The organism is Streptomyces sp. NPDC057249, assembly GCF_042669245.1.
GTDB lineage: Bacteria > Actinomycetota > Actinomycetes > Streptomycetales > Streptomycetaceae > Streptomyces.
In genome coordinates, this window is sequence record NZ_JBHUXS010000010.1 from 1 (window position 1) to 17438 (window position 17438).

General features: G+C 71.1%; 15 protein-coding genes. 4 read left to right on the plus strand and 11 right to left on the minus strand.

The genetic code is table 11. The annotated features are described in order from the left end of the window. Positions 1-266 precede the first annotated feature (266 nt). From ACFUJY_RS19660 to thyX, 3 genes are all read right to left on the minus strand, one after another. Entirely contained in the window at positions 267-1952 is a 1686-nt protein-coding gene (locus ACFUJY_RS19660; RefSeq protein WP_383301069.1) for a ribonuclease J, read from the minus strand. A gap of 157 nt (positions 1953-2109) precedes the next feature. Continuing rightward, on the minus strand, positions 2110-3009 hold the full coding sequence (gene dapA / locus ACFUJY_RS19665) for a 4-hydroxy-tetrahydrodipicolinate synthase (RefSeq protein WP_383301072.1): 900 nt from the start codon (positions 3007-3009) through the stop codon (positions 2110-2112). Positions 3010-3162: 153 nt separating this feature from the next. Continuing rightward, a complete protein-coding gene (gene thyX / locus ACFUJY_RS19670) occupies positions 3163-3903 on the minus strand; it encodes an FAD-dependent thymidylate synthase (RefSeq protein ID WP_383301075.1) in 741 nt (246 codons plus the stop codon). 195 nt (positions 3904-4098) lie between these two features. Between thyX and ACFUJY_RS19675 the strand changes: the two genes are divergently transcribed. Both ACFUJY_RS19675 and ACFUJY_RS19680 read left to right on the plus strand, forming a co-directional pair. Beyond that, positions 4099-4338 (plus strand): hypothetical protein, encoded by a 240-nt coding sequence (locus ACFUJY_RS19675; protein WP_383301078.1) that lies wholly within the window; start codon positions 4099-4101, stop codon positions 4336-4338. A gap of 94 nt (positions 4339-4432) precedes the next feature. Further along, positions 4433-4984: a hypothetical protein gene (locus ACFUJY_RS19680; RefSeq protein WP_383301080.1), complete on the plus strand. Its 552-nt coding sequence runs from the start codon at positions 4433-4435 to the stop codon at positions 4982-4984. Positions 4985-5051: 67 nt separating this feature from the next. On the opposite strand, the gene ACFUJY_RS19685 is transcribed toward ACFUJY_RS19680, so the two are convergent. The 6 genes from ACFUJY_RS19685 to eccD all read right to left on the minus strand — a co-directional run bounded on the left by ACFUJY_RS19685 (position 5052) and on the right by eccD (position 12095). Beyond that, a complete protein-coding gene (locus ACFUJY_RS19685) occupies positions 5052-5525 on the minus strand; it encodes a hypothetical protein (protein ID WP_383301083.1) in 474 nt (157 codons plus the stop codon). An 11-nt stretch (positions 5526-5536) separates the two neighbouring features. Beyond that, positions 5537-6289 carry a 4-hydroxy-tetrahydrodipicolinate reductase gene (gene dapB / locus ACFUJY_RS19690; protein ID WP_383301086.1) on the minus strand — a complete coding sequence of 251 codons (753 nt, stop codon included), beginning with the start codon at positions 6287-6289 and terminating at the stop codon, positions 5537-5539. Between the two features lie 39 nt (positions 6290-6328). Then, the gene (locus tag ACFUJY_RS19695) at positions 6329-7708 is read right to left on the minus strand and encodes a M16 family metallopeptidase (RefSeq protein ID WP_383301088.1); all 1380 of its coding nucleotides are present in this window, start codon (positions 7706-7708) and stop codon (positions 6329-6331) included. Continuing rightward, positions 7705-9918: a polyribonucleotide nucleotidyltransferase gene (locus ACFUJY_RS19700; RefSeq protein WP_383301669.1), complete on the minus strand. Its 2214-nt coding sequence runs from the start codon at positions 9916-9918 to the stop codon at positions 7705-7707. Before ACFUJY_RS19700 ends, ACFUJY_RS19695 begins: the two co-directional genes overlap by 4 nt. Before the next feature lie 270 nt (positions 9919-10188). Continuing rightward, positions 10189-10479: a 30S ribosomal protein S15 gene (gene rpsO / locus ACFUJY_RS19705; RefSeq protein WP_018102307.1), complete on the minus strand. Its 291-nt coding sequence runs from the start codon at positions 10477-10479 to the stop codon at positions 10189-10191. A 176-nt stretch (positions 10480-10655) separates the two neighbouring features. Further along, complete coding sequence (eccD, locus tag ACFUJY_RS19710) at positions 10656-12095, minus strand: type VII secretion integral membrane protein EccD (RefSeq protein WP_383301090.1); 1440 nt, start codon at positions 12093-12095, stop codon at positions 10656-10658. Between the two features lie 209 nt (positions 12096-12304). Here eccD and eccCa point away from each other — a divergent pair, with 209 nt between their 5' ends. Next, the gene (gene eccCa / locus ACFUJY_RS19715) at positions 12305-16231 is read left to right on the plus strand and encodes a type VII secretion protein EccCa (protein ID WP_383301093.1); all 3927 of its coding nucleotides are present in this window, start codon (positions 12305-12307) and stop codon (positions 16229-16231) included. 98 nt (positions 16232-16329) lie between these two features. Then, positions 16330-16563 (plus strand): DUF397 domain-containing protein, encoded by a 234-nt coding sequence (locus tag ACFUJY_RS19720; RefSeq protein ID WP_361029265.1) that lies wholly within the window; start codon positions 16330-16332, stop codon positions 16561-16563. A 90-nt stretch (positions 16564-16653) separates the two neighbouring features. Here the strand turns inward: ACFUJY_RS19720 and ACFUJY_RS19725 are convergent, their stop codons facing one another. Together ACFUJY_RS19725 and ACFUJY_RS19730 are read right to left on the minus strand one after the other, a co-directional pair. Continuing rightward, positions 16654-16959, minus strand: a complete 306-nt coding sequence (locus ACFUJY_RS19725; protein ID WP_383301097.1) for a WXG100 family type VII secretion target — start codon at positions 16957-16959, stop codon at positions 16654-16656. Positions 16960-16997: 38 nt separating this feature from the next. After that, positions 16998-17348: a hypothetical protein gene (locus ACFUJY_RS19730; RefSeq protein WP_383301100.1), complete on the minus strand. Its 351-nt coding sequence runs from the start codon at positions 17346-17348 to the stop codon at positions 16998-17000. Positions 17349-17438 lie beyond the last annotated feature (90 nt).

A 17438-nucleotide genomic window follows, 5' to 3' on the forward strand; every position in this document is an offset into this window, starting at 1 on the left:
ACTCTATCAGACTCTTTCGTGTCCGATTCCCGGTCGAAGCGGGTCAAGCAGTTTTCGCTTTCCAGTTCTTCGCTTTCGCGTTTCCCTTTCCGGCGGCTCCGACTTTATCAGAAGTTCTGAGTCGGAATTTCCACCCCCTCTCGGAAGCTTCGGGGCGCACGGGTGCGCTCGCTGCTTCCCGGTGAGGTGGAGACGTAAACGTACTGGAGCGGGGCGCCCCGATGCAAATCGGGGGCCCCGCTCCGGAGTTCGCGCCTGTCGGAGGGTCAGACCTCGACGACGACGGGGAGGATCATCGGGCGCCGGCGGTAGGTGTCCGAGACCCACTTGCCCACCGTGCGGCGGATCAGCTGCTGGAGCTGGTGGGGCTCCATGACGCCGTCCTGGGCCGACTTGTTGAGCGCGTCCTCGATCTTCGGAACGACCGCGGTGAACGCGGCGTCGTCGATCCCGGAGCCGCGGGCCTGGATGTGCGGGCCGCCCACGATCTTGCCCGAGGTGCTGTCGACCACCAGGAACACCGAGATGATGCCCTCGTCGCCGAGGATGCGGCGGTCCTTGAGCGAGGTCTCCGTGACGTCGCCGACGGAGAGGCCGTCGACGTACACGTAACCGGCCTGGACCTTGCCGACGATCTTCGCCTTGCCGTCGATGAGGTCCACGACCACGCCGTCCTCGGCGATGACGATGTGGTCCTTCGGCACGCCGGTCAGGGCGCCGAGTTCGGCGTTGGCCCGCAGGTGGCGCCATTCACCGTGGACCGGCATCAGGTTCCTCGGGCGGCAGATGTTGTAGAAGTACAGCAGCTCGCCGGCCGAGGCGTGACCCGAGACGTGGACCTTGGCGTTGCCCTTGTGGACGACGTTGGCACCCCAGCGCGAGAGGCCGTTGATCACCCGGTAGACCGCGTTCTCGTTCCCGGGGATCAGGGAGGAGGCCAGGATGACCGTGTCGCCCTGGACGATGCGGATCTGGTGGTCGCGGTTGGCCATCCGGGACAGCGCCGCCATCGGCTCGCCCTGCGAACCGGTGCAGACGAGCACGACCTCGTCGTCCGGCAGGTCGTCCAGGGTCTTGACGTCCACGACGAGCCCGGCGGGGACCTTCAGGTAGCCCAGGTCACGGGCGATGCCCATGTTGCGGACCATCGAACGTCCGACGAAGGCGACCCGGCGGCCGTACTCGTGGGCCGTGTCCAGGATCTGCTGGATGCGGTGCACATGGCTGGCGAAGCTGGCCACGATGATGCGCTTCTGCGCATTGGCGAAGACGTTGCGCAGAACGTTCTGGATGTCGCGCTCGGGCGGGACGAAGCCCGGGACCTCGGCGTTCGTGGAGTCGGAGAGCAGGAGGTCGATGCCCTCCTCGCTCAGCCGGGCGAAGGCGTGCAGGTCGGTGAGGCGGCCGTCCAGCGGAAGCTGGTCCATCTTGAAGTCACCGGTGGCGACGGCCAGGCCCGCGGGGGTCCGGATGGCGACCGCGAGGGCGTCCGGGATGGAGTGGTTGACCGCGACGAATTCGCAGTCGAAGACGCCGATGCGCTCGCGCTGTCCCTCCGCCACCTCCAGGGTGTACGGACGGATGCGGTGCTCCTGGAGCTTCGCCTCGATCAGCGCGAGGGTCAGCTTGGAGCCGATGAGCGGGATGTCCGGCTTCAGGCGGAGGAGGTACGGGACACCGCCGATGTGGTCCTCGTGGCCGTGCGTGAGGACGATGCCCTCGACGTCGTCCAGGCGGTCCCGGATGGTCGTGAAGTCCGGCAGGATCAGGTCGATCCCGGGCTGCTCCTCCTCGGGGAAGAGGACACCGCAGTCGACGATGAGCAGGCGGCCGCCGTACTCGAAGACCGTCATGTTCCGGCCGATCTCGCCGAGGCCGCCGAGCGGAGTGACCCGGAGGGCGCCCTTCGCGAGCTTCGGCGGGGTGCCGAGTTCAGGATGCGGATGACTCAAAAGACTCTCCTTACCACGCGCGCCACGTACCGCTTGGGCACGTGGCGCGCATGTCATTCGTGCACTTGCTGTTGTCTTGGGTGGTGCTGTGGTGCTGTGGCGCGGGCTTTCCCACGTGTTCAGCTGTGTTTCGCGTATTCAGTTGTGAAGTCCGTTGTCAGAGCTCTACCCCGCCGGCGGCGAGATCGATCTTGAGCTGGGCCGTCTCCTGCGCGGTCAGCTCGACCAGGGGCAGCCGGAGCGGGCCCGCCGGGAGGCCCTGCAGCGTCAGGGCGGCCTTGGTGGTGATCACGCCCTGGGTGCGGAACATGCCGGTGAAGACCGGCAGCAGCTTCTGGTGGATCTCGGTGGCCTTCTGTACGTCCCCGCCGAGGTGGGCCTCGATGAGCGCCCGCAGGTCCGGGGTGACGACATGGCCGACGACGGAGACCACTCCGACCGCGCCGACGGACAGCAGCGGAAGGTTCAGCATGTCGTCGCCGGAGTACCAGGCGAGGCCCGAGCGGGCGATGGCCCAGCTCGCGCGGCCCAGGTCGCCCTTGGCGTCCTTGTTGGCGACGATCCGGGGGTGCTCGGAGAGCCGTACCAGCGTCTCCGTGTCGATCGGCACACCGCTGCGGCCCGGGATGTCGTAGAGCATCACCGGCAGGCCGGTGGCGTCCGCGATGGCGGTGAAGTGCCGCAGCAGGCCCTCCTGCGGCGGCTTGTTGTAGTACGGGGTCACGGCGAGGAGGCCGTGGACACCGCTGCGCTCGGCGGCGCGGGCCAGCTCGACGCTGTGCCGGGTGTCGTTGGTCCCGATGCCGGCGACGATGTGCGCCCGGTCGCCCACCGCTTCGAGGACGGCCCTGACCAGCTGGTCTTTCTCCGCGTCGCTGGTGGTCGGGGACTCGCCGGTGGTGCCGTTGATGATCAGGCCGTCGTTGCCTGCGTCCACCAGGTGGGTGGCGAGCCGCTGCGCGCCCTCGATGTCGAGAGCACCGTCCGCCGTGAACGGCGTGACCATAGCGGTGAGGACCCGCCCGAAGGGGGTCTGCGGAGTGGAGATCGGAGCCATGGGTAACACGCTACTCGCTGCTCGACGCACGGTACCCCCTCGGGGGGACAAGCAAGAGGAGCCCGGCACTGCCTGCTCGGGGGTTCAAGCAGTGCCGGGTCCGTTTGATCAGCCTAGATGAACTTCTCGAAACGCCGCAATACGGACACCGCCCTATGGGGCGACGCGTCCATTTTTGTTGAAGGCTGCATGGGTGAGCGGCATCAGCCGCGCCCAGTGGGCCTCCATCTGCTCGCCCACCATCTCGATCTCCCGCTGCGGGAACGAGGGCACCTTCGCCATCTCGTGCTGCGTGCGCAGGCCGAGGAAGTGCATCAGGGAGCGCGCGTTGCACGTGGCGTACATGGTCGAGAACAGGCCGACCGGAAGCACCGCGCGGGCCACCTCGCGGGCCACGCCCGCCGCCAGCATCTCCTGGTACGCCTCGTACGCCTGCCGGTACGACTCCTCCATCGCCCGGCTGGTGACCGCGTGCTGCTCCGGCGTGCCCTCGACGAACTCGTACTTGCCCGGACGGCCCTGCTGGATGAGCTTGCGGGACGTGTCGGGGACGTAGAAGACCGGCTGCAGCTCCCTGTAGCGGCCCGACTCCTCGTTGTACGACCAGCCGACGCGGTGCCGCATGAACTCGCGGAACACAAAGATCGGGGCGCTGATGAAGAAGGTCATCGAGTTGTGCTCGAACGGGCTGCCGTGCCGGTCCCGCATCAGGTAGTTGATGAGCCCCTTCGAGCGCTCGGGGTCCTTGGCGATCTCCTCCAGGGACTGCTCACCGGCCGTGGACACACGGGCGGCGAACAGCACGTCGGCGTCGCCCGCAGCGGATTTCACCAGGTCGACGGTGACGTCGCTGCGGAAATGGGCCTTCGTGGGCTCGGGGGTGTCGTCGGTCACCGGCAGGATCCTTCCAATGGCGTCGCTCGGGCGGCGACCACTCTACGGGCTGGGGAGGGACCGACTCACCAGCGCCTCCGAGCCGAGATTTTCCTGATTTCGTCGGTCGAATCGGCGGTTCGGGGCACCGAACGGGGTAGTCGTGCGTCTGACTCGGTAGCACCACCCGAAAGAGACTCCAAGGAGAGCCACCCCATGTTCCGCCGGCGTGAATCCGTCCCGTTCTCGTTCGTAGCCGAGTCCGAGCGGTTCCGCAGTAACGTCACACCGCCTCCCCGCCCCCGCAGTACGGTCTCCGAGCGGGCGGGACGCGTCCTGATCGGCCTCGTCGTCGTCGGCGGTCTCGCGGGATCGCTGCTCCTCGGCCTGCCGGCACTGGGGCCCGGGCAGGCGCCGGCGCACACGCAGCAGACCGAGGCCGCGCACGGGCGCTGACCCGGACGGGCCCCCTGGGGTGGTCGGTCCGGGCATCTCCTCGGTAGCCTCACCGGGCACAGCAATCGAGCGTGCTTGTGAGTGAGGATCAGTCGTGCCCCTGCCCTTCCTGACGGCCGACCGCGCGTTTGACACGAACGCGGAGGACGTGGCGCTGCCGTTCGACGACCACGACAGCTGGCGGCGGCCCTACCGCCCCGGCCCGTGGCGGGTCGCCGCCGCGGCCGGTCTGCTGCTGCTCGCCTCGTTCATCCTGTTCGCCGGGATGATCATCGCGTTCGCCGGAGCGCTGCCCGGGGCGGGGGCGTGCATCGCGCTCGCCCTCGCGATCATCCTGTGCGCCCTGCGGATGCTGCGCGTCGGTGCCTGGGTGAGCCGGCACGGGGTGCGCCGGGTGGGCTTCTTCCGTACGACGACCGTGCCGTGGAGCCGGGCCACTGCCGTACGCACGGTGCAGCAGCCGGTGAAGTGGCTCGGGTTCCCCCGTACCGTGCAGGGTCAGGCGCTGATCGTCGTCCGCAAGGGCGGGGACGCGGTGCCGCCGTTGCTCACGGACTCCAACGCGGATTTCCTTGCGCGGGGGGAGGCGTTCGACCGGGCCGCGGACACGATCGAGGCGTGGGGGGATGAGTACCGGCCGCGGTAGCGGTTTGGCTGCGCGAGCCGTCCGGTGAATGAGGTGTCCTCATTCACCGGACGGCTTCTTTTTGTCCTCAAACGCCGGACGGGCTGGAGAGTTCGCCCGACCGGTTGCGTTTGTGCAGGGCGATCGCTCGTTGCATGGCCTTGCGGGCCCGGGGGGTGTCCCTGGCGTCCTGGTAGGCGACGGCCAGGCGGAACCAGCAGCGCCAGTCGTCCGGGGCGTCCTCCGTCTCCGCGCGGCGGCGTTCGAAGACCGCGTCGGCGGAGGCGCGGTCGATGCGGCCGCTGGGCGTGCGCAGCAGTTCGTCGACGGGAAGGCCGCCCTCCGCGTCCAGTTCGGCGGCCAGGGCGTTGGCCCTGCGGACGAACTGGGTGTTCTTCCACAGGAACCACACGCCGATCGCCGGCAGGACCAGCACGGCGATCCCGAAGGTCACCGTGATGAGGGTGCCGTGCTTGATGAGGAGGACGCCACGGCTGCCGACCAGGACGAAGTAGAAGACCAGGACGGCAGCGGTGACGACGTAGGTGATCTTTGCGCGCATGGCGGGGCCAGTCAGTTCAGGTCGAGGAAGTGTTCCAGGCCGAACGTGAGGCCGGGAGTGGTCACCACGCGGCGGGCGCCGAGCAGGATGCCGGGCATGAAGCTGCTGTGGTGCAGGGAGTCGTGCCGGATGGTGAGGGTCTCGCCCTCACCGCCGAGCAGCACCTCCTGGTGGGCCAGGAGGCCGCGGAGGCGGACCGAGTGGACCGGGATGCCGTCGACGTCGGCGCCGCGCGCCCCGTCCAGCGCGGTGCTGGTGGCGTCCGGCTGCGGGGCGCGGTCCGCCTCGCGGCGGGCGGCGGCGATGAGCTGGGCGGTGCGGGCGGCGGTCCCCGAGGGGGCGTCGGCCTTGTTGGGGTGGTGCAGCTCGATGACCTCGACGGACTCGAAGTAGCGGGCCGCCTGCTGGGCGAACTTCATGGTGAGGACCGCGCCGATGGAGAAGTTCGGTGCGATGAGCACACCGGTCTCCGGGGAGGCGGAGAGCCAGCCGTTGAGCTGCGCGAGCCGTTCGTCGGTCCAGCCGGTGGTACCGACCACCGCGTGGATGCCGTGACCGACGCAGTACTGGAGGTTCTCCATCACCGAGGCGGGGGTGGTCAGCTCGACGGCGACCTGGGCGCCCGTCTCGGCGAGGGACTCCAGCTTGTCGCCCCGGCCGAGTGCGGCCACCAGCTCCAGGTCGTCGGCGGCCTCGACGGCTCGTACCGCCTCGGAGCCGATGCGGCCCTTGGCACCGAGAACGGCCACGCGCAGCTTGCTCATTGCTCTGCTTCCTTACGGGAGGATCGGGGCACGGTGGTTTCAGGCGACCGCTTCGTGGAGACGGGCGGCCTGCTTGTCCTTGAGCGGTCCGATGACGGACAGCGAGGGGCGGTGTCCGAGAAGCTCGCCCGCGACGGAGCGGATGTCGTCGGGTGTCACCTCGCTGATACGGGACAGCATCTCGTCCACCGACATCTGCTCGCCCCAGCACAGCTCGCTCTTGCCGATGCGGTTCATCAGCGCACCGGTGTCCTCCAGGCCGAGGACGGTGGAGCCGGAGAGCTGGCCGATGGCGCGGCTGATCTCCTCGTCGCTCAGCCCGTCCGAGGCGACCCGGTCGAGCTCGTCGCGGCAGATCCTGAGGACGTCGTGCACCTGGCTCGGGCGGCAGCCCGCGTACACGCCGAACAGGCCGCAGTCCGCGAAGCCCGAGGTGTACGAGTAGACGCTGTAGGCGAGGCCGCGCTTCTCCCGTACCTCCTGGAAGAGGCGGGAGCTCATACCGCCGCCGAGGGCGGTGTTGAGGACGCCCAGGGCCCAGCGGCGTTCGTCGGTGCGGGCCAGGCCGGGCATGCCGAGGACCACGTGGGCCTGCTCGGTCTTGCGGCCCAGGACCTCGACCCGGCCGGCGGTGCGCAGGGCGCGGGAGCCCTCGCGGGGCGCGGTGGGGACCGCGTCCGTACGGGAGAGGGCGCCGGCTTTGTCGAACGCCTTGCGGACCTGGCGTACGACGGTGGCGTGGTCGATGTTGCCCGCGGCGGCGACGACGAGGCGGGTCGGGTCGTAGTGCTTCTTGTAGAAGCGGGCGATCTGGCCGCGGTTCAGGGCGTTGATCGTGTCGACGGTGCCGAGTACGGGGCGGCCGAGGGGGGTGTCGCCGAGCATGGTGTGCGCGAACAGGTCGTGCACGCAGTCGCCCGGGTCGTCCTCCGTCATCGCGATCTCTTCGAGGATGACGCCGCGCTCGGCGTCGACGTCCTCGGAGGCGATCAGCGAGCCGGTCAGCATGTCGCAGACGACGTCGATGGCGAGCGGCAGGTCCGTGTCGAGGACCCGCGCGTAGTAGCAGGTGTACTCCTTCGCCGTGAAGGCGTTCATCTCGCCGCCGACCGCGTCGATGGCGGAGGAGATGTCGAGGGCGCTGCGCTTGGCGGTGCCCTTGAAGAGGAGGTGTTCGAGGTAGTGCGTCGCGCCGTTCAGGGCGGGCGTCTCGTCGCGCGAGCCGACGTTGGCCCAGATGCCGAAGGTGGCGGAGCGTACGGAGGGCAGGGTCTCGGTGACGACGCGGAGGCCGCCGGGGAGGACCGTACGGCGGACCGTGCCGATGCCGTTGCTGCCCTTGAGAAGCGTTTGGGTACGGGCGACGGCCCGCCCCTCCGAGGAGGGGCGGGCCGTCGTCGCGGAACTACGGGACGTCACTTGGCGGCGTCGTCCTTCTTCTCGTCTTCTTCGCCCTCGATGACCGGGACGAGGGAGAGCTTGCCGCGGGAGTCGATCTCGGCGATCTCGACCTGGACCTTGGCACCGACGCCGAGCACGTCCTCGACGTTCTCCACGCGCTTGCCGCCGGCCAGCTTGCGGATCTGCGAGATGTGCAGCAGGCCGTCCTTGCCCGGCATGAGGGAGACGAACGCACCGAAGGTGGTGGTCTTGACGACCGTACCCAGGTAGCGCTCGCCGACCTCCGGCATGGTCGGGTTGGCGATCGCGTTGATCGTGGCGCGGGCGGCCTCGGCCTGCGAGCCCTGCTGGGCACCGATGTAGATGGTGCCGTCGTCCTCGATCGTGATGTCGGCGCCGGTGTCCTCCTGGATCTGGTTGATCATCTTGCCCTTGGGGCCGATGACCTCACCGATCTTGTCCACCGGGATCTTGACGGTGATGATCCGCGGGGCGTTCGGGGACATCTCGTCCGGGACGTCGATGGCCTCGTTCATCACGTCGAGGATGTGGAGGCGGGCGTCGCGGGCCTGCTTCAGCGCGGCGGCCAGGACCGAGGCGGGGATGCCGTCGAGCTTGGTGTCGAGCTGGAGCGCGGTGACGAACTGCTTCGTACCGGCGACCTTGAAGTCCATGTCACCGAACGCGTCCTCGGCACCGAGGATGTCGGTGAGGGCGACGTAATGGGTCTTGCCGTCGATCTCCTGGGAGATCAGGCCCATGGCGATGCCGGCGACGGCGGCCTTGAGGGGCACACCCGCGTTCAGCAGGGACATGGTGGAGGCGCAGACCGAACCCATGGACGTCGAGCCGTTGGAGCCCAGGGCCTCGGAGACCTGGCGGATCGCGTAGGGGAACTCCTCGCGGGACGGGAGGACCGGCACGATCGCGCGCTCGGCGAGCGCGCCGTGGCCGATCTCGCGGCGCTTGGGCGAGCCCACGCGGCCGGTCTCGCCGACGGAGTACGGCGGGAAGTTGTAGTTGTGCATGTAGCGCTTGCGGGTCACCGGGGAGAGGGTGTCCAGCTGCTGCTCCATGCGGAGCATGTTGAGGGTGGTGACGCCCAGGATCTGGGTCTCGCCACGCTCGAACAGGGCGGAGCCGTGCACGCGCGGGATGGCCTCGACCTCGGCGGCGAGCGTACGGATGTCCGTGACGCCGCGGCCGTCGATGCGGACCTTGTCCTTGATGACGCGCTCGCGGACCAGCTTCTTGGTCAGCGCGCGGTAGGCGCCGGAGATCTCCTTCTCGCGGCCCTCGAACTCGGGGAGGAGCTTCTCGCCCGCGATCTCCTTGATGCGGTCGAGCTCCGCCTCGCGCTCCTGCTTGCCGGCGATGGTGAGCGCCTTGGCGAGCTCGGTGCTGACGGCCTTGGTGAGGGCCGCCAGGACGTCGTCCTGGTAGTCGAGGAAGACCGGGAACTCGCCGGTGGGCTTGGCGGCCTTGGCGGCGAGGTCGGACTGCGCCTTGCAGAGCACCTTGATGAAGGGCTTGGCGGCTTCCAGGCCGGCGGCGACGACCTCTTCGGTCGGGGCCTCGGCGCCGTCCTTGACGAGCTGGATGGTCTTCTCGGTGGCCTCGGCCTCGACCATCATGATCGCGACGTCGCCGTCCTCCAGGACGCGGCCCGCGACGACCATGTCGAAGACGGCGTCCTCGAGCTCGGTGTGCGTCGGGAAGGCGACCCACTGGCCCTTGATCAGGGCGACACGGGTGCCGCCGATCGGGCCGGAGAAGGGCAGGCCGGCCAGCTGCGTGGAGCAGGAGGCGGCGTTGATCGCGATGACGTCGTACAGGTGGTCGGGGTTGAGCGCCATGACCGTCTCGACGATCTGGATCTCGTTCCGCAGGCCCTTGGCGAAGGACGGGCGCAGCGGCCGGTCGATCAGGCGGCAGGTGAGGATCGCGTCCTCGGAGGGGCGTCCCTCGCGGCGGAAGAACGAGCCGGGGATCTTGCCCGCGGCGTACTGCCGCTCCTCGACGTCCACCGTCAGGGGGAAGAAGTCGAGCTGGTCCTTGGGCCGCTTGGAAGCGGTGGTGGCCGACAGCACCATGGTGTCGTCGTCCAGGTACGCGACGGCGGAGCCGGCGGCCTGCTTGGCCAGGCGGCCCGTCTCGAAGCGGATGGTGCGGGTGCCGAAGGTGCCGTTGTCGATGACGGCCTCGGCGTAGTGGGTCTCGTTCTCCACTAGTGAATTCTCCATACTCGTCGTCTTTCGTCCGGGCGCCCGTGTGGCGCCGGACGGAGCGGAGAAGCGCGCCGTCTGTGCGGGGCCGGTCTTCGATCGAAGCTCCCGGGCGTTGTCCCGGGGGCCACTACCGAGGACCGGCGGCGGCCGTGCGGCGCCTCTCCTCGTCTGTTGTTGTACGTCCAGGTTACTGAGGTTGCCCCCGGTCCCGCACGTACGGCAAAGGGAGCGGCTCCCTGAGTGAGGGAACCGCTCCCTTGCGCAGCGGTCTTACTTGGCGCCGCCGGCCGCACCGCGGCGGATGCCGAGGCGGTCGACGAGCGCACGGAAGCGCTGGATGTCCTTCTTGGCCAGGTACTGCAGGAGGCGGCGACGCTGGCCGACCAGGATCAGCAGACCACGACGGGAGTGGTGGTCGTGCTTGTGCGTCTTGAGGTGCTCCGTCAGGTCCGAGATGCGGCGCGAGAGCATGGCGACCTGGACCTCGGGGGAACCGGTGTCGCCCTCCTTCGTCGCGAACTCGGTCATGATCTGCTTCTTCGTAGCGGCGTCGAGCGGCACGCGGTACTCCTCTTGGTGTTCGATGCGCCCACGAGTGCCCCTGGTCTGGTTCTCAGGGGAGCTTGGGTGACTCGGGAGCGAGGGTCCGATGAGCGCAGCTCCCAGAGCGAACCGGGAACGCGTACACAAACGGCCACAGCCAGACTACCAGCCGCCCGGACCGGCCCCGCCGGTCGTCAGCCGGTGAGCGCCCTCGCGCGCGTGTAGAGGTCGAGGACCGCGAGGCAGAGCGGGACGAGGGAGAGCAGGAGCGCGCTTTCGGCCAGGTCCAGGAATCTGCCCCAGAACGGGGAGAGGCCCTTGCGCGGGACGGTCGCCCCGGCGGCGGCGAGGAGTACGGCACCGGCGAGGAGGGCCGCGCACAGTCCGGCGGTACGGGGATACCGGGTCGGGTCGTCTCCCTGGGCGGTGAGGGCGAAACCGGCGACCGGGGCGGCGAGCGCGCCGATTCCCGCCACCAGCAGGCAGGCGACCTGGGCGGTGTAGCGGAAGAGGCGGGCCCGGAGCAGCAGCGCGAGCCCGGCCGCGAGGGCGAGGAGCCGGGCCCAGGTGCTGTCCGAGGCGCCGAGGACGGCCGCCGCCGCGCCGGCCAGGCCCGCGCAGCCCCCGGCCAGGCCGAGCAGCAGTTCGTGGCCGCGCCGGGCCCGGTCCGCGACGAGACGGGTGTCGACGGGGGTGGCGTCCGTGTCCTCGTGCTCGCCGTCCTCGTCGCCGAAGGGACCCGTGGGCGACGGCGCGGCGTACCCCATCGGGAGCCGGGCGAACCGGGCGGAGAGGCCGGGCAGGAACGCGATGAGGCCGAGGGCGGCGGGGACGCAGACGGCGGCCGTGGCGGTGGCGGACGCCTCGGTGAGGATCGCGCCGGACGCGGCCAGCGCTCCGGCGCCGGCGAGGAAGGCGGCACCGGCGAAGGGGGCGTCGCCGCGCGGGGTGAGCGCGGTGAGGGCGGCCGAGACGACGAGGACGGCGGCGCAGCCGAGCAGCAACTGCGGCCGGCCCGCTCCCCCGCCCGGGTCCGGGGCGATGAGGCCCGATCCGGCGAGGAGGACGAGGGGCAGGGCGCCCAGGCCGAGCGCGGCGGCGGTGACGCGGTCGGCGTGGACCCGGGCGCGTACGGCGGCGACGGTGGCCGACAGGAGTCCGGCGGCGCCCGCGACGGCTCCGGGTGGTCCGTGCATGTCGTGGCGGACCGGGTCGGTTCGCCACAGGACGAGGGCCGCCAGGAGGAGGAGCAGCGCGCCTGCGGCCGGGGCCGTGCCGCGCAGCAGGTCGTCGCTCCACAGGTGGCGGTCGCGGCCGGCGGCCGAGGCGATGGCGTCGGCGACGTCGTCGAAGACGGGCGGGGGAAGGGAGGCGGCGAAGGGGCGGAGCGTGAGGATGTCGCCGTCGAGGACGCGTTGCGCGGCAAGGGTGCGGGCGCCGTCCAGGACCGTTCCGTCGAGCCGCACGAGGTGGTGGCCGGGGGGTGCGGTGGCGGGCCCGGTGGGGCCGGTGAGGCGCAGGATCTCGGGCCAGACGTCGGCGGCGGCGATGTCCTCGGGGAGGGCGACGTCGACGCGGCTGTCGGGCGTGACGACGGTGACGCGGCGGAAACCGGTCGTGGCGGTCGGACTCACGTGGCGGGGGCCCCTGTTCGTCGCTGGTCGGCGGTGTCCGCACGATGGGCGGGCCACCCTATCGGGCGGATCGGGGCGAAGGCTGACAGTGCGTAGGATCACGGGCGCTTCGGGGCGGGGGGCGTCTCTCCGATGTGCGCACGCGCCGGTGCGCTCCTCCCCTTTCCGCCTCGGCCCGCACACCTCCGCACCCAAGGATCGATGCACCGGTGAGTCAGATCGTCGTGAAGCGTCCGCCCCGTCTGCTGCCCCCGGAAGTTCCCTCGAAGGAGGTGTTGTTGGAGCCTCCTCCGGTGCTGCCGCGCGGGCAGCGGGAGGGGGTGCTGATGCAGCTTCTTCCGGTGCTGGGCATGGCGTCGTCGGTGGTGTTCTTCTTCTCGCCGCAGGCGCCGCCGTTCATGCGGATCATGGGTGTGCTGATGCTGGTGTCGACGCTGGCGATGGTGGTGGCCCAGGTGGTGCGGTACCGGCGCGGTACGCAGGGTCGGACGGCGGACGCGCGGGGCGATCATCTCGCCCGGCTGGCGCGGGCCCGGCGTGCGGTGCGGCGGACGGCGCGGCTCCAGCGCGACGGTCTGCTGTTCACGCATCCCGCTCCCGATCAGTTGTGGGCGGTGGTCGCCGGCGGGAGCCGGGTGTGGGAGCGGCGGCCCGGCGACGCGGACTTCGGGGTGGTGCGGATCGGGCTGGGCAGGCAGCGGCTGGCGACGCCGCTGGCCGTGCCGGAGCACGCTCCGGGTGAGCCGGAGCCGGTGTGCGCGGACGCGGTGCGGCGGTTCGTGGCGGTGCACGGCTCCCTGGACGGCCTGCCGTTGTGCGTTCCGCTGCGGGAGGCGTACCGGGTGCGGCTGAGCGGGCCGGCCGAGCCGGTCGGGGCGGCGGCGCGGGCGCTGGTGGCACAGCTGGTGACGTTGCACTCGCCCCGGGACCTGGTGGTGGCGGTGGTGGCCGCGCGGGATGCGGCGGCGTGCTGGGAGTGGGTGAAGTGGCTGCCGCATGTCCAGGTGCCCGGTGAGGTGGACGGTGCGGGTACGAAGAGGCTGTTCGCGCGGGATACGGCTGGGCTGGAGCCCTTGCTCGGCGCGCTGCTGGCGGGGCGGGGGCGTTTCGTACCGGAGGGGGCGCCGGTGGCGGACCGGCCGCATGTCGTTGTGGTGCTGGACGGGGCGGGGGTGGCTCCGGGTTCGGTGCTGGGTACGGCGGGGGGCGTGGAGGGGGTGACGCTCGTCGAGGTGGCCCCGGGTGAGGCGGAGGGGCCGCGCGGTGCGCTGTGTGTGCGGGTGCGCCCCGGTGTGCTGGAGGCGGAGTGCGGGGTGGGTGTGCCGGACGGTCTTTCGCTGCCGGCGGCGGAGGCGCTGGCCCGGCGGCTCGCTCCGTTGCGGGCCGGTGGGCGGGACGGGGACGAGCCGCTGCTGGCCGCGCTGGACTTCACGGATCTGCTGGACCTGGGCGACGCGGGTGCGGTGGAGGTGGAGCGGACCTGGCGGCCCCGGCCGGTGGCGGAGCGGCTGCGGGTGCCCCTCGGGGTGGGCGAGGACGGTGTCCCGGTGGTGCTCGACCTGAAGGAGTCGGCGCTCGACGGGATGGGGCCGCACGGGCTGTGTGTGGGCGCGACCGGGTCGGGGAAGTCCGAGCTGCTGCGGACGCTGGTGCTCGGTCTCGCCGTCACTCATTCCTCCGAAACGCTGAACTTCGTGCTCGCCGACTTCAAGGGCGGGGCGACGTTCGCGGGGATGGCGGGGATGCCGCACGTGGCGGCCGTCATCACGAATCTGGCCGATGACCTGGCGCTGGTCGACCGGATGGGCGAGGCGCTGCGCGGCGAGCTCCAGCGGCGTCAGGAACTGCTGCGCGCGGCGGGCAACTTCGCCGGCATCCAGGACTACGAGCGGGCCCGGGCGGCGGGCGCCGCGCTCGAACCGCTGGCGACGCTGGTGCTGGTCATCGACGAGTTCTCCGAACTGCTGACCGCCCAGCCCGACTTCATCGACACGTTCATCCGGATCGGGCGCATCGGCCGTTCGCTGGGCGTGCATCTGCTGCTGGCGTCCCAGCGGCTTGAGGAGGGGAGGCTGCGGGGCCTGGAGACCTATCTCTCGTACCGGATCGGGCTGCGCACGTTCTCGGCGGAGGAGTCGCGGGCCGCGCTGGGTGTGCCGGACGCGTACGACCTGCCGCCGCTGCCCGGTTCGGGGTTCCTGAAGACCGGTACGCGAGGGCTGACCCGTTTCAAAGCGGCGTACGTCTCGGGGGCGTACCGGCCGGGTGGGCCGGGGCGGGCTGCCGGGGAGGGGCCGGGCGGTCTCTCGGCGGCGCTGTTCAGCGCGCTGCCGGTGCCGTTGCCGGTGTCTGCGCCCGTGTCCGTGGCGGAGGTGCACGGGGACGACGCGGTCGCGGAATCCGTGCTCGATGTGGTGGTGCGGCGGCTCGAAGGGCGGGGCGTGCCCGCCCACCGGGTGTGGCTGCCCCCGCTGGACCGGGCGCCGGGTCTGGACGCGCTGCTGCCGGAGCTCGGTACGGACCCGGAGCGCGGGTTCACTGTCGCGGGGGACGGCGGACGCGGCGGGTTGACCGTTCCGCTGGGGCTCGTGGACAAGCCGTTCGAGCAGCGGCGCGAGGTGCTGTTCCAGGACTTCTCCGGGGCGGCGGGGCACATGCTGGTGGTCGGCGGGCCGCAGTCCGGCAAGTCCACGGTGCTGCGCACCCTGGTCATGTCCTTCGCGCTCACCCACACCCCGGCTGAGGTCCAGTTCTACTGCCTGGACTTCGGCGGTGGGGCGCTCGCTTCGCTGTCGGGCCTGCCGCACGTCGGCTCGGTCGCCTCGCGGCTGGATGCCGAGCGGGTGCGGCGTACGGTCGCGGAGGTGGCAGGGGTGCTGCGGGCGCGCGAGGAGGTGTTCCGTGCCCGGGGCATCGGCTCCATGGCCGCGTACCGGCGCGAGCGGGCCGGGGGCGGTCTGCCCGGTGAGGCGTGGGGTGACGTCTTCCTGGTCGTGGACGGCTGGGGCGGTTTCCGTACGGAGTACGAGGAGCTGGAGCCCGTCGTCACCGACATCGCGGCCCGGGGTCTGGGGTACGGGGTGCATGTGGTGCTCACCGCCGCCCGTTATGCGGAGGTGCGGGCCGCGCTGAAGGACCAGCTGACGGGGCGGCTCGAACTGCGGCTCGGTGACGTGTCGGACTCCGAGTTCGACCGGCGGGTCGCCGCGCGGGTGCCCGCCGGGGTGCCGGGCCGGGGCCAGGTGGCGGAGGGGCTGCACTTCCTGGCCGCGGCGCCGTGCCTGGGCCCGGTGGAGGACGCGGCCGGTCTCCCGGACCGCACGGCGGCCCTGGCCGGGCGCATCCGGGCGGACTGGGCGGGGCCGCCGGCCCCGCCCGTACGGCTGCTGCCCGCCGTGCTTCCCGCCGAACGGCTGCCCAAGGGGGACGAGTTCCCGGAGCGGGGTGTCGCGATCGGCATCGCCGAGGCCGATCTGGAGCCGGTGTTCGTGGACTTCGACGCCGATCCCTTCCTTCTGGTGTTCGGGGAGAGCGAATCGGGGAAGACCGCTCTGCTCCGGCTGCTCGCGCGGCAGATCGCCCGCCGCTACTCCCCCGGTGAGGCGAAGCTCGTCGTCGGGGACTACCGGCGGGGGCTGCTGGGCGCCCTGCCGGAGAGTCATCTGCTGGAGTACGCGCCGACGCCGGACGCGCTCGCGACGCATATGGAGGCGCTGGCCGGGGTGTTCGCGCGGCGACGGCCTCCGGCGGACGTCACGCCCCGGCAGTTGCGGGAGCGCAGTTGGTGGACGGGGCCGCGGATCTTCGTGGTCGTGGACGACTACGACCTCGTCGCGACGGGTACGGGCAGCCCGCTCGGCCCTCTCGCGGACTGCCTGCCGTTCGCGCGGGACACCGGCGTGCGCTTCGTCGTCGCGCGCAGCAGTGCCGGCGCGTCCCGTGCGATGTACGAACCGTTCCTCCAGCGGATCAAGGAGCTGGGCGCACAGGGGGTCGTGCTGTCGGGCGATCCCGGGGAGGGCGATCTGGTCGGCTCGGTGCGGGCCCGTCCGATGCCGCCGGGGCGTGCGCGCATGGCGACCCGGCGCGGCGGGCAGAGCCTCGTGCAGACCGGCTGGCTGGCCGAACGGGGCTGAGCGTCCGGGCGGGTCACGGGTTCGGAGGAGCGGGTCCCCGGCCGCCGTGTTGCCTGTACGGTGCCGTGCAGAGCCAGGCAGGGAAAGGAGCCATCACGATGGGCACGCAGGCGGAGAAGGACGAGCTGTACGCACTCGACATCTCGGGGGTGGAATGGCTGTGTGCTCCCGGGACGGAGCAGGAGGAGGAGCGTGTCGAGATCGCGCACCTTCCCGGCGGCGCGGTGGCGATGCGGTCCTCTCTGGACCCGGACACGGTGCTCAGGTACACGGAGGCCGAGTGGCGCGCGTTCGTCCTCGGCGCGCGGGACGGCGAGTTCGACCTTCCGTAGCCGTCGACGGGTTCCTGTGGGGCACGTTCGGGTGAACGTGCCCCTTCGTACGTCCGGGCCCCGTGGGTCCGGATCGTCGGCGCGCCCCGGTCAGTAGGCCTCGGTGAACAGGCGTGAGGACCGCAGGTCCGTGGCCCGGTAGTGGTCCTTGCCGCTCTCGACGAGCCGCGCGACCTCGTCGAGCCGGGCCCTCATGTGGTCGGCCTTGTTCCGGTACTTGTGCTGGAGCGTCACGTACTCGGCGTGCGCCTGGCCGTCCCAGGTGTCGGTGACGACCTTGAGCGCGCCGTCCATCTCCTCCAGATCCCGGCAGATGTTCCGCGAGACCGCGCGGATGCGGTTGGCGACCTCCTGAACGCTCTCGTACCGGACCTTGGTGTGCGGGTCGTACCCCATCGGGTTTCCTCTGGTTCGTGTCGGGGACGGCGCCGGTCTCAGACGCCGTTCAGGGCGGAGCCGCCGCCGGCGGAGGCCGGTTCCCGCACCGCCTTGAAGGCCGCGCGGACCTCCTCGTCGTTCGCGTTACTGAGGTTCCTGGTGCCGTCGACGGCGTTGAGCAGTACGCCGAGGAGGCGCCGGATCTCGTCGTGGTCCTCGTTGACCACGAGCTGCGCCGAGGTGAACCCCGAGGCGCCCGCGCCGGTCCAGCCGGCCCCGACCGTCGCGAGGACGTCGGCCAGCTCACGGGCCTGCCGGGACACCGCCTCGGCCGTGTGGACGATCTTGTTCCTGGCCTGGACGACAGGATCGTCGGCGAGCGCGAATCCACCCGTGGGGCTGGTCATACGAGGTCCTCTCTCTGGGCCGTTGAGGCGGCTCAGGCTAGCCAGTCCGGCGTCCGTTCCCGGGCGTCGCGGCGGCGCGGCGCCGGTCGC

Excerpts from the sequence above, each read along its gene's own strand:
- ACFUJY_RS19725 (WP_383301097.1), bottom strand. The coding sequence starts at position 16,959 with ATGGGGTACGACCCGCACACCAAGGTCCGGTACGAGAGCGTTCAGGAG.
- ACFUJY_RS19685 (WP_383301083.1), bottom strand. The coding sequence starts at position 5,525 with ATGCGCGCAAAGATCACCTACGTCGTCACCGCTGCCGTCCTGGTCTTC.
- ACFUJY_RS19720 (WP_361029265.1), top strand. The coding sequence starts at position 16,330 with ATGGGCACGCAGGCGGAGAAGGACGAGCTGTACGCACTCGACATCTCG.
- ACFUJY_RS19675 (WP_383301078.1), top strand. The coding sequence starts at position 4,099 with ATGTTCCGCCGGCGTGAATCCGTCCCGTTCTCGTTCGTAGCCGAGTCC.
- dapA (WP_383301072.1), bottom strand. The coding sequence starts at position 3,009 with ATGGCTCCGATCTCCACTCCGCAGACCCCCTTCGGGCGGGTCCTCACC.
- dapB (WP_383301086.1), bottom strand. The coding sequence starts at position 6,289 with ATGAGCAAGCTGCGCGTGGCCGTTCTCGGTGCCAAGGGCCGCATCGGC.
- ACFUJY_RS19730 (WP_383301100.1), bottom strand. The coding sequence starts at position 17,348 with ATGACCAGCCCCACGGGTGGATTCGCGCTCGCCGACGATCCTGTCGTC.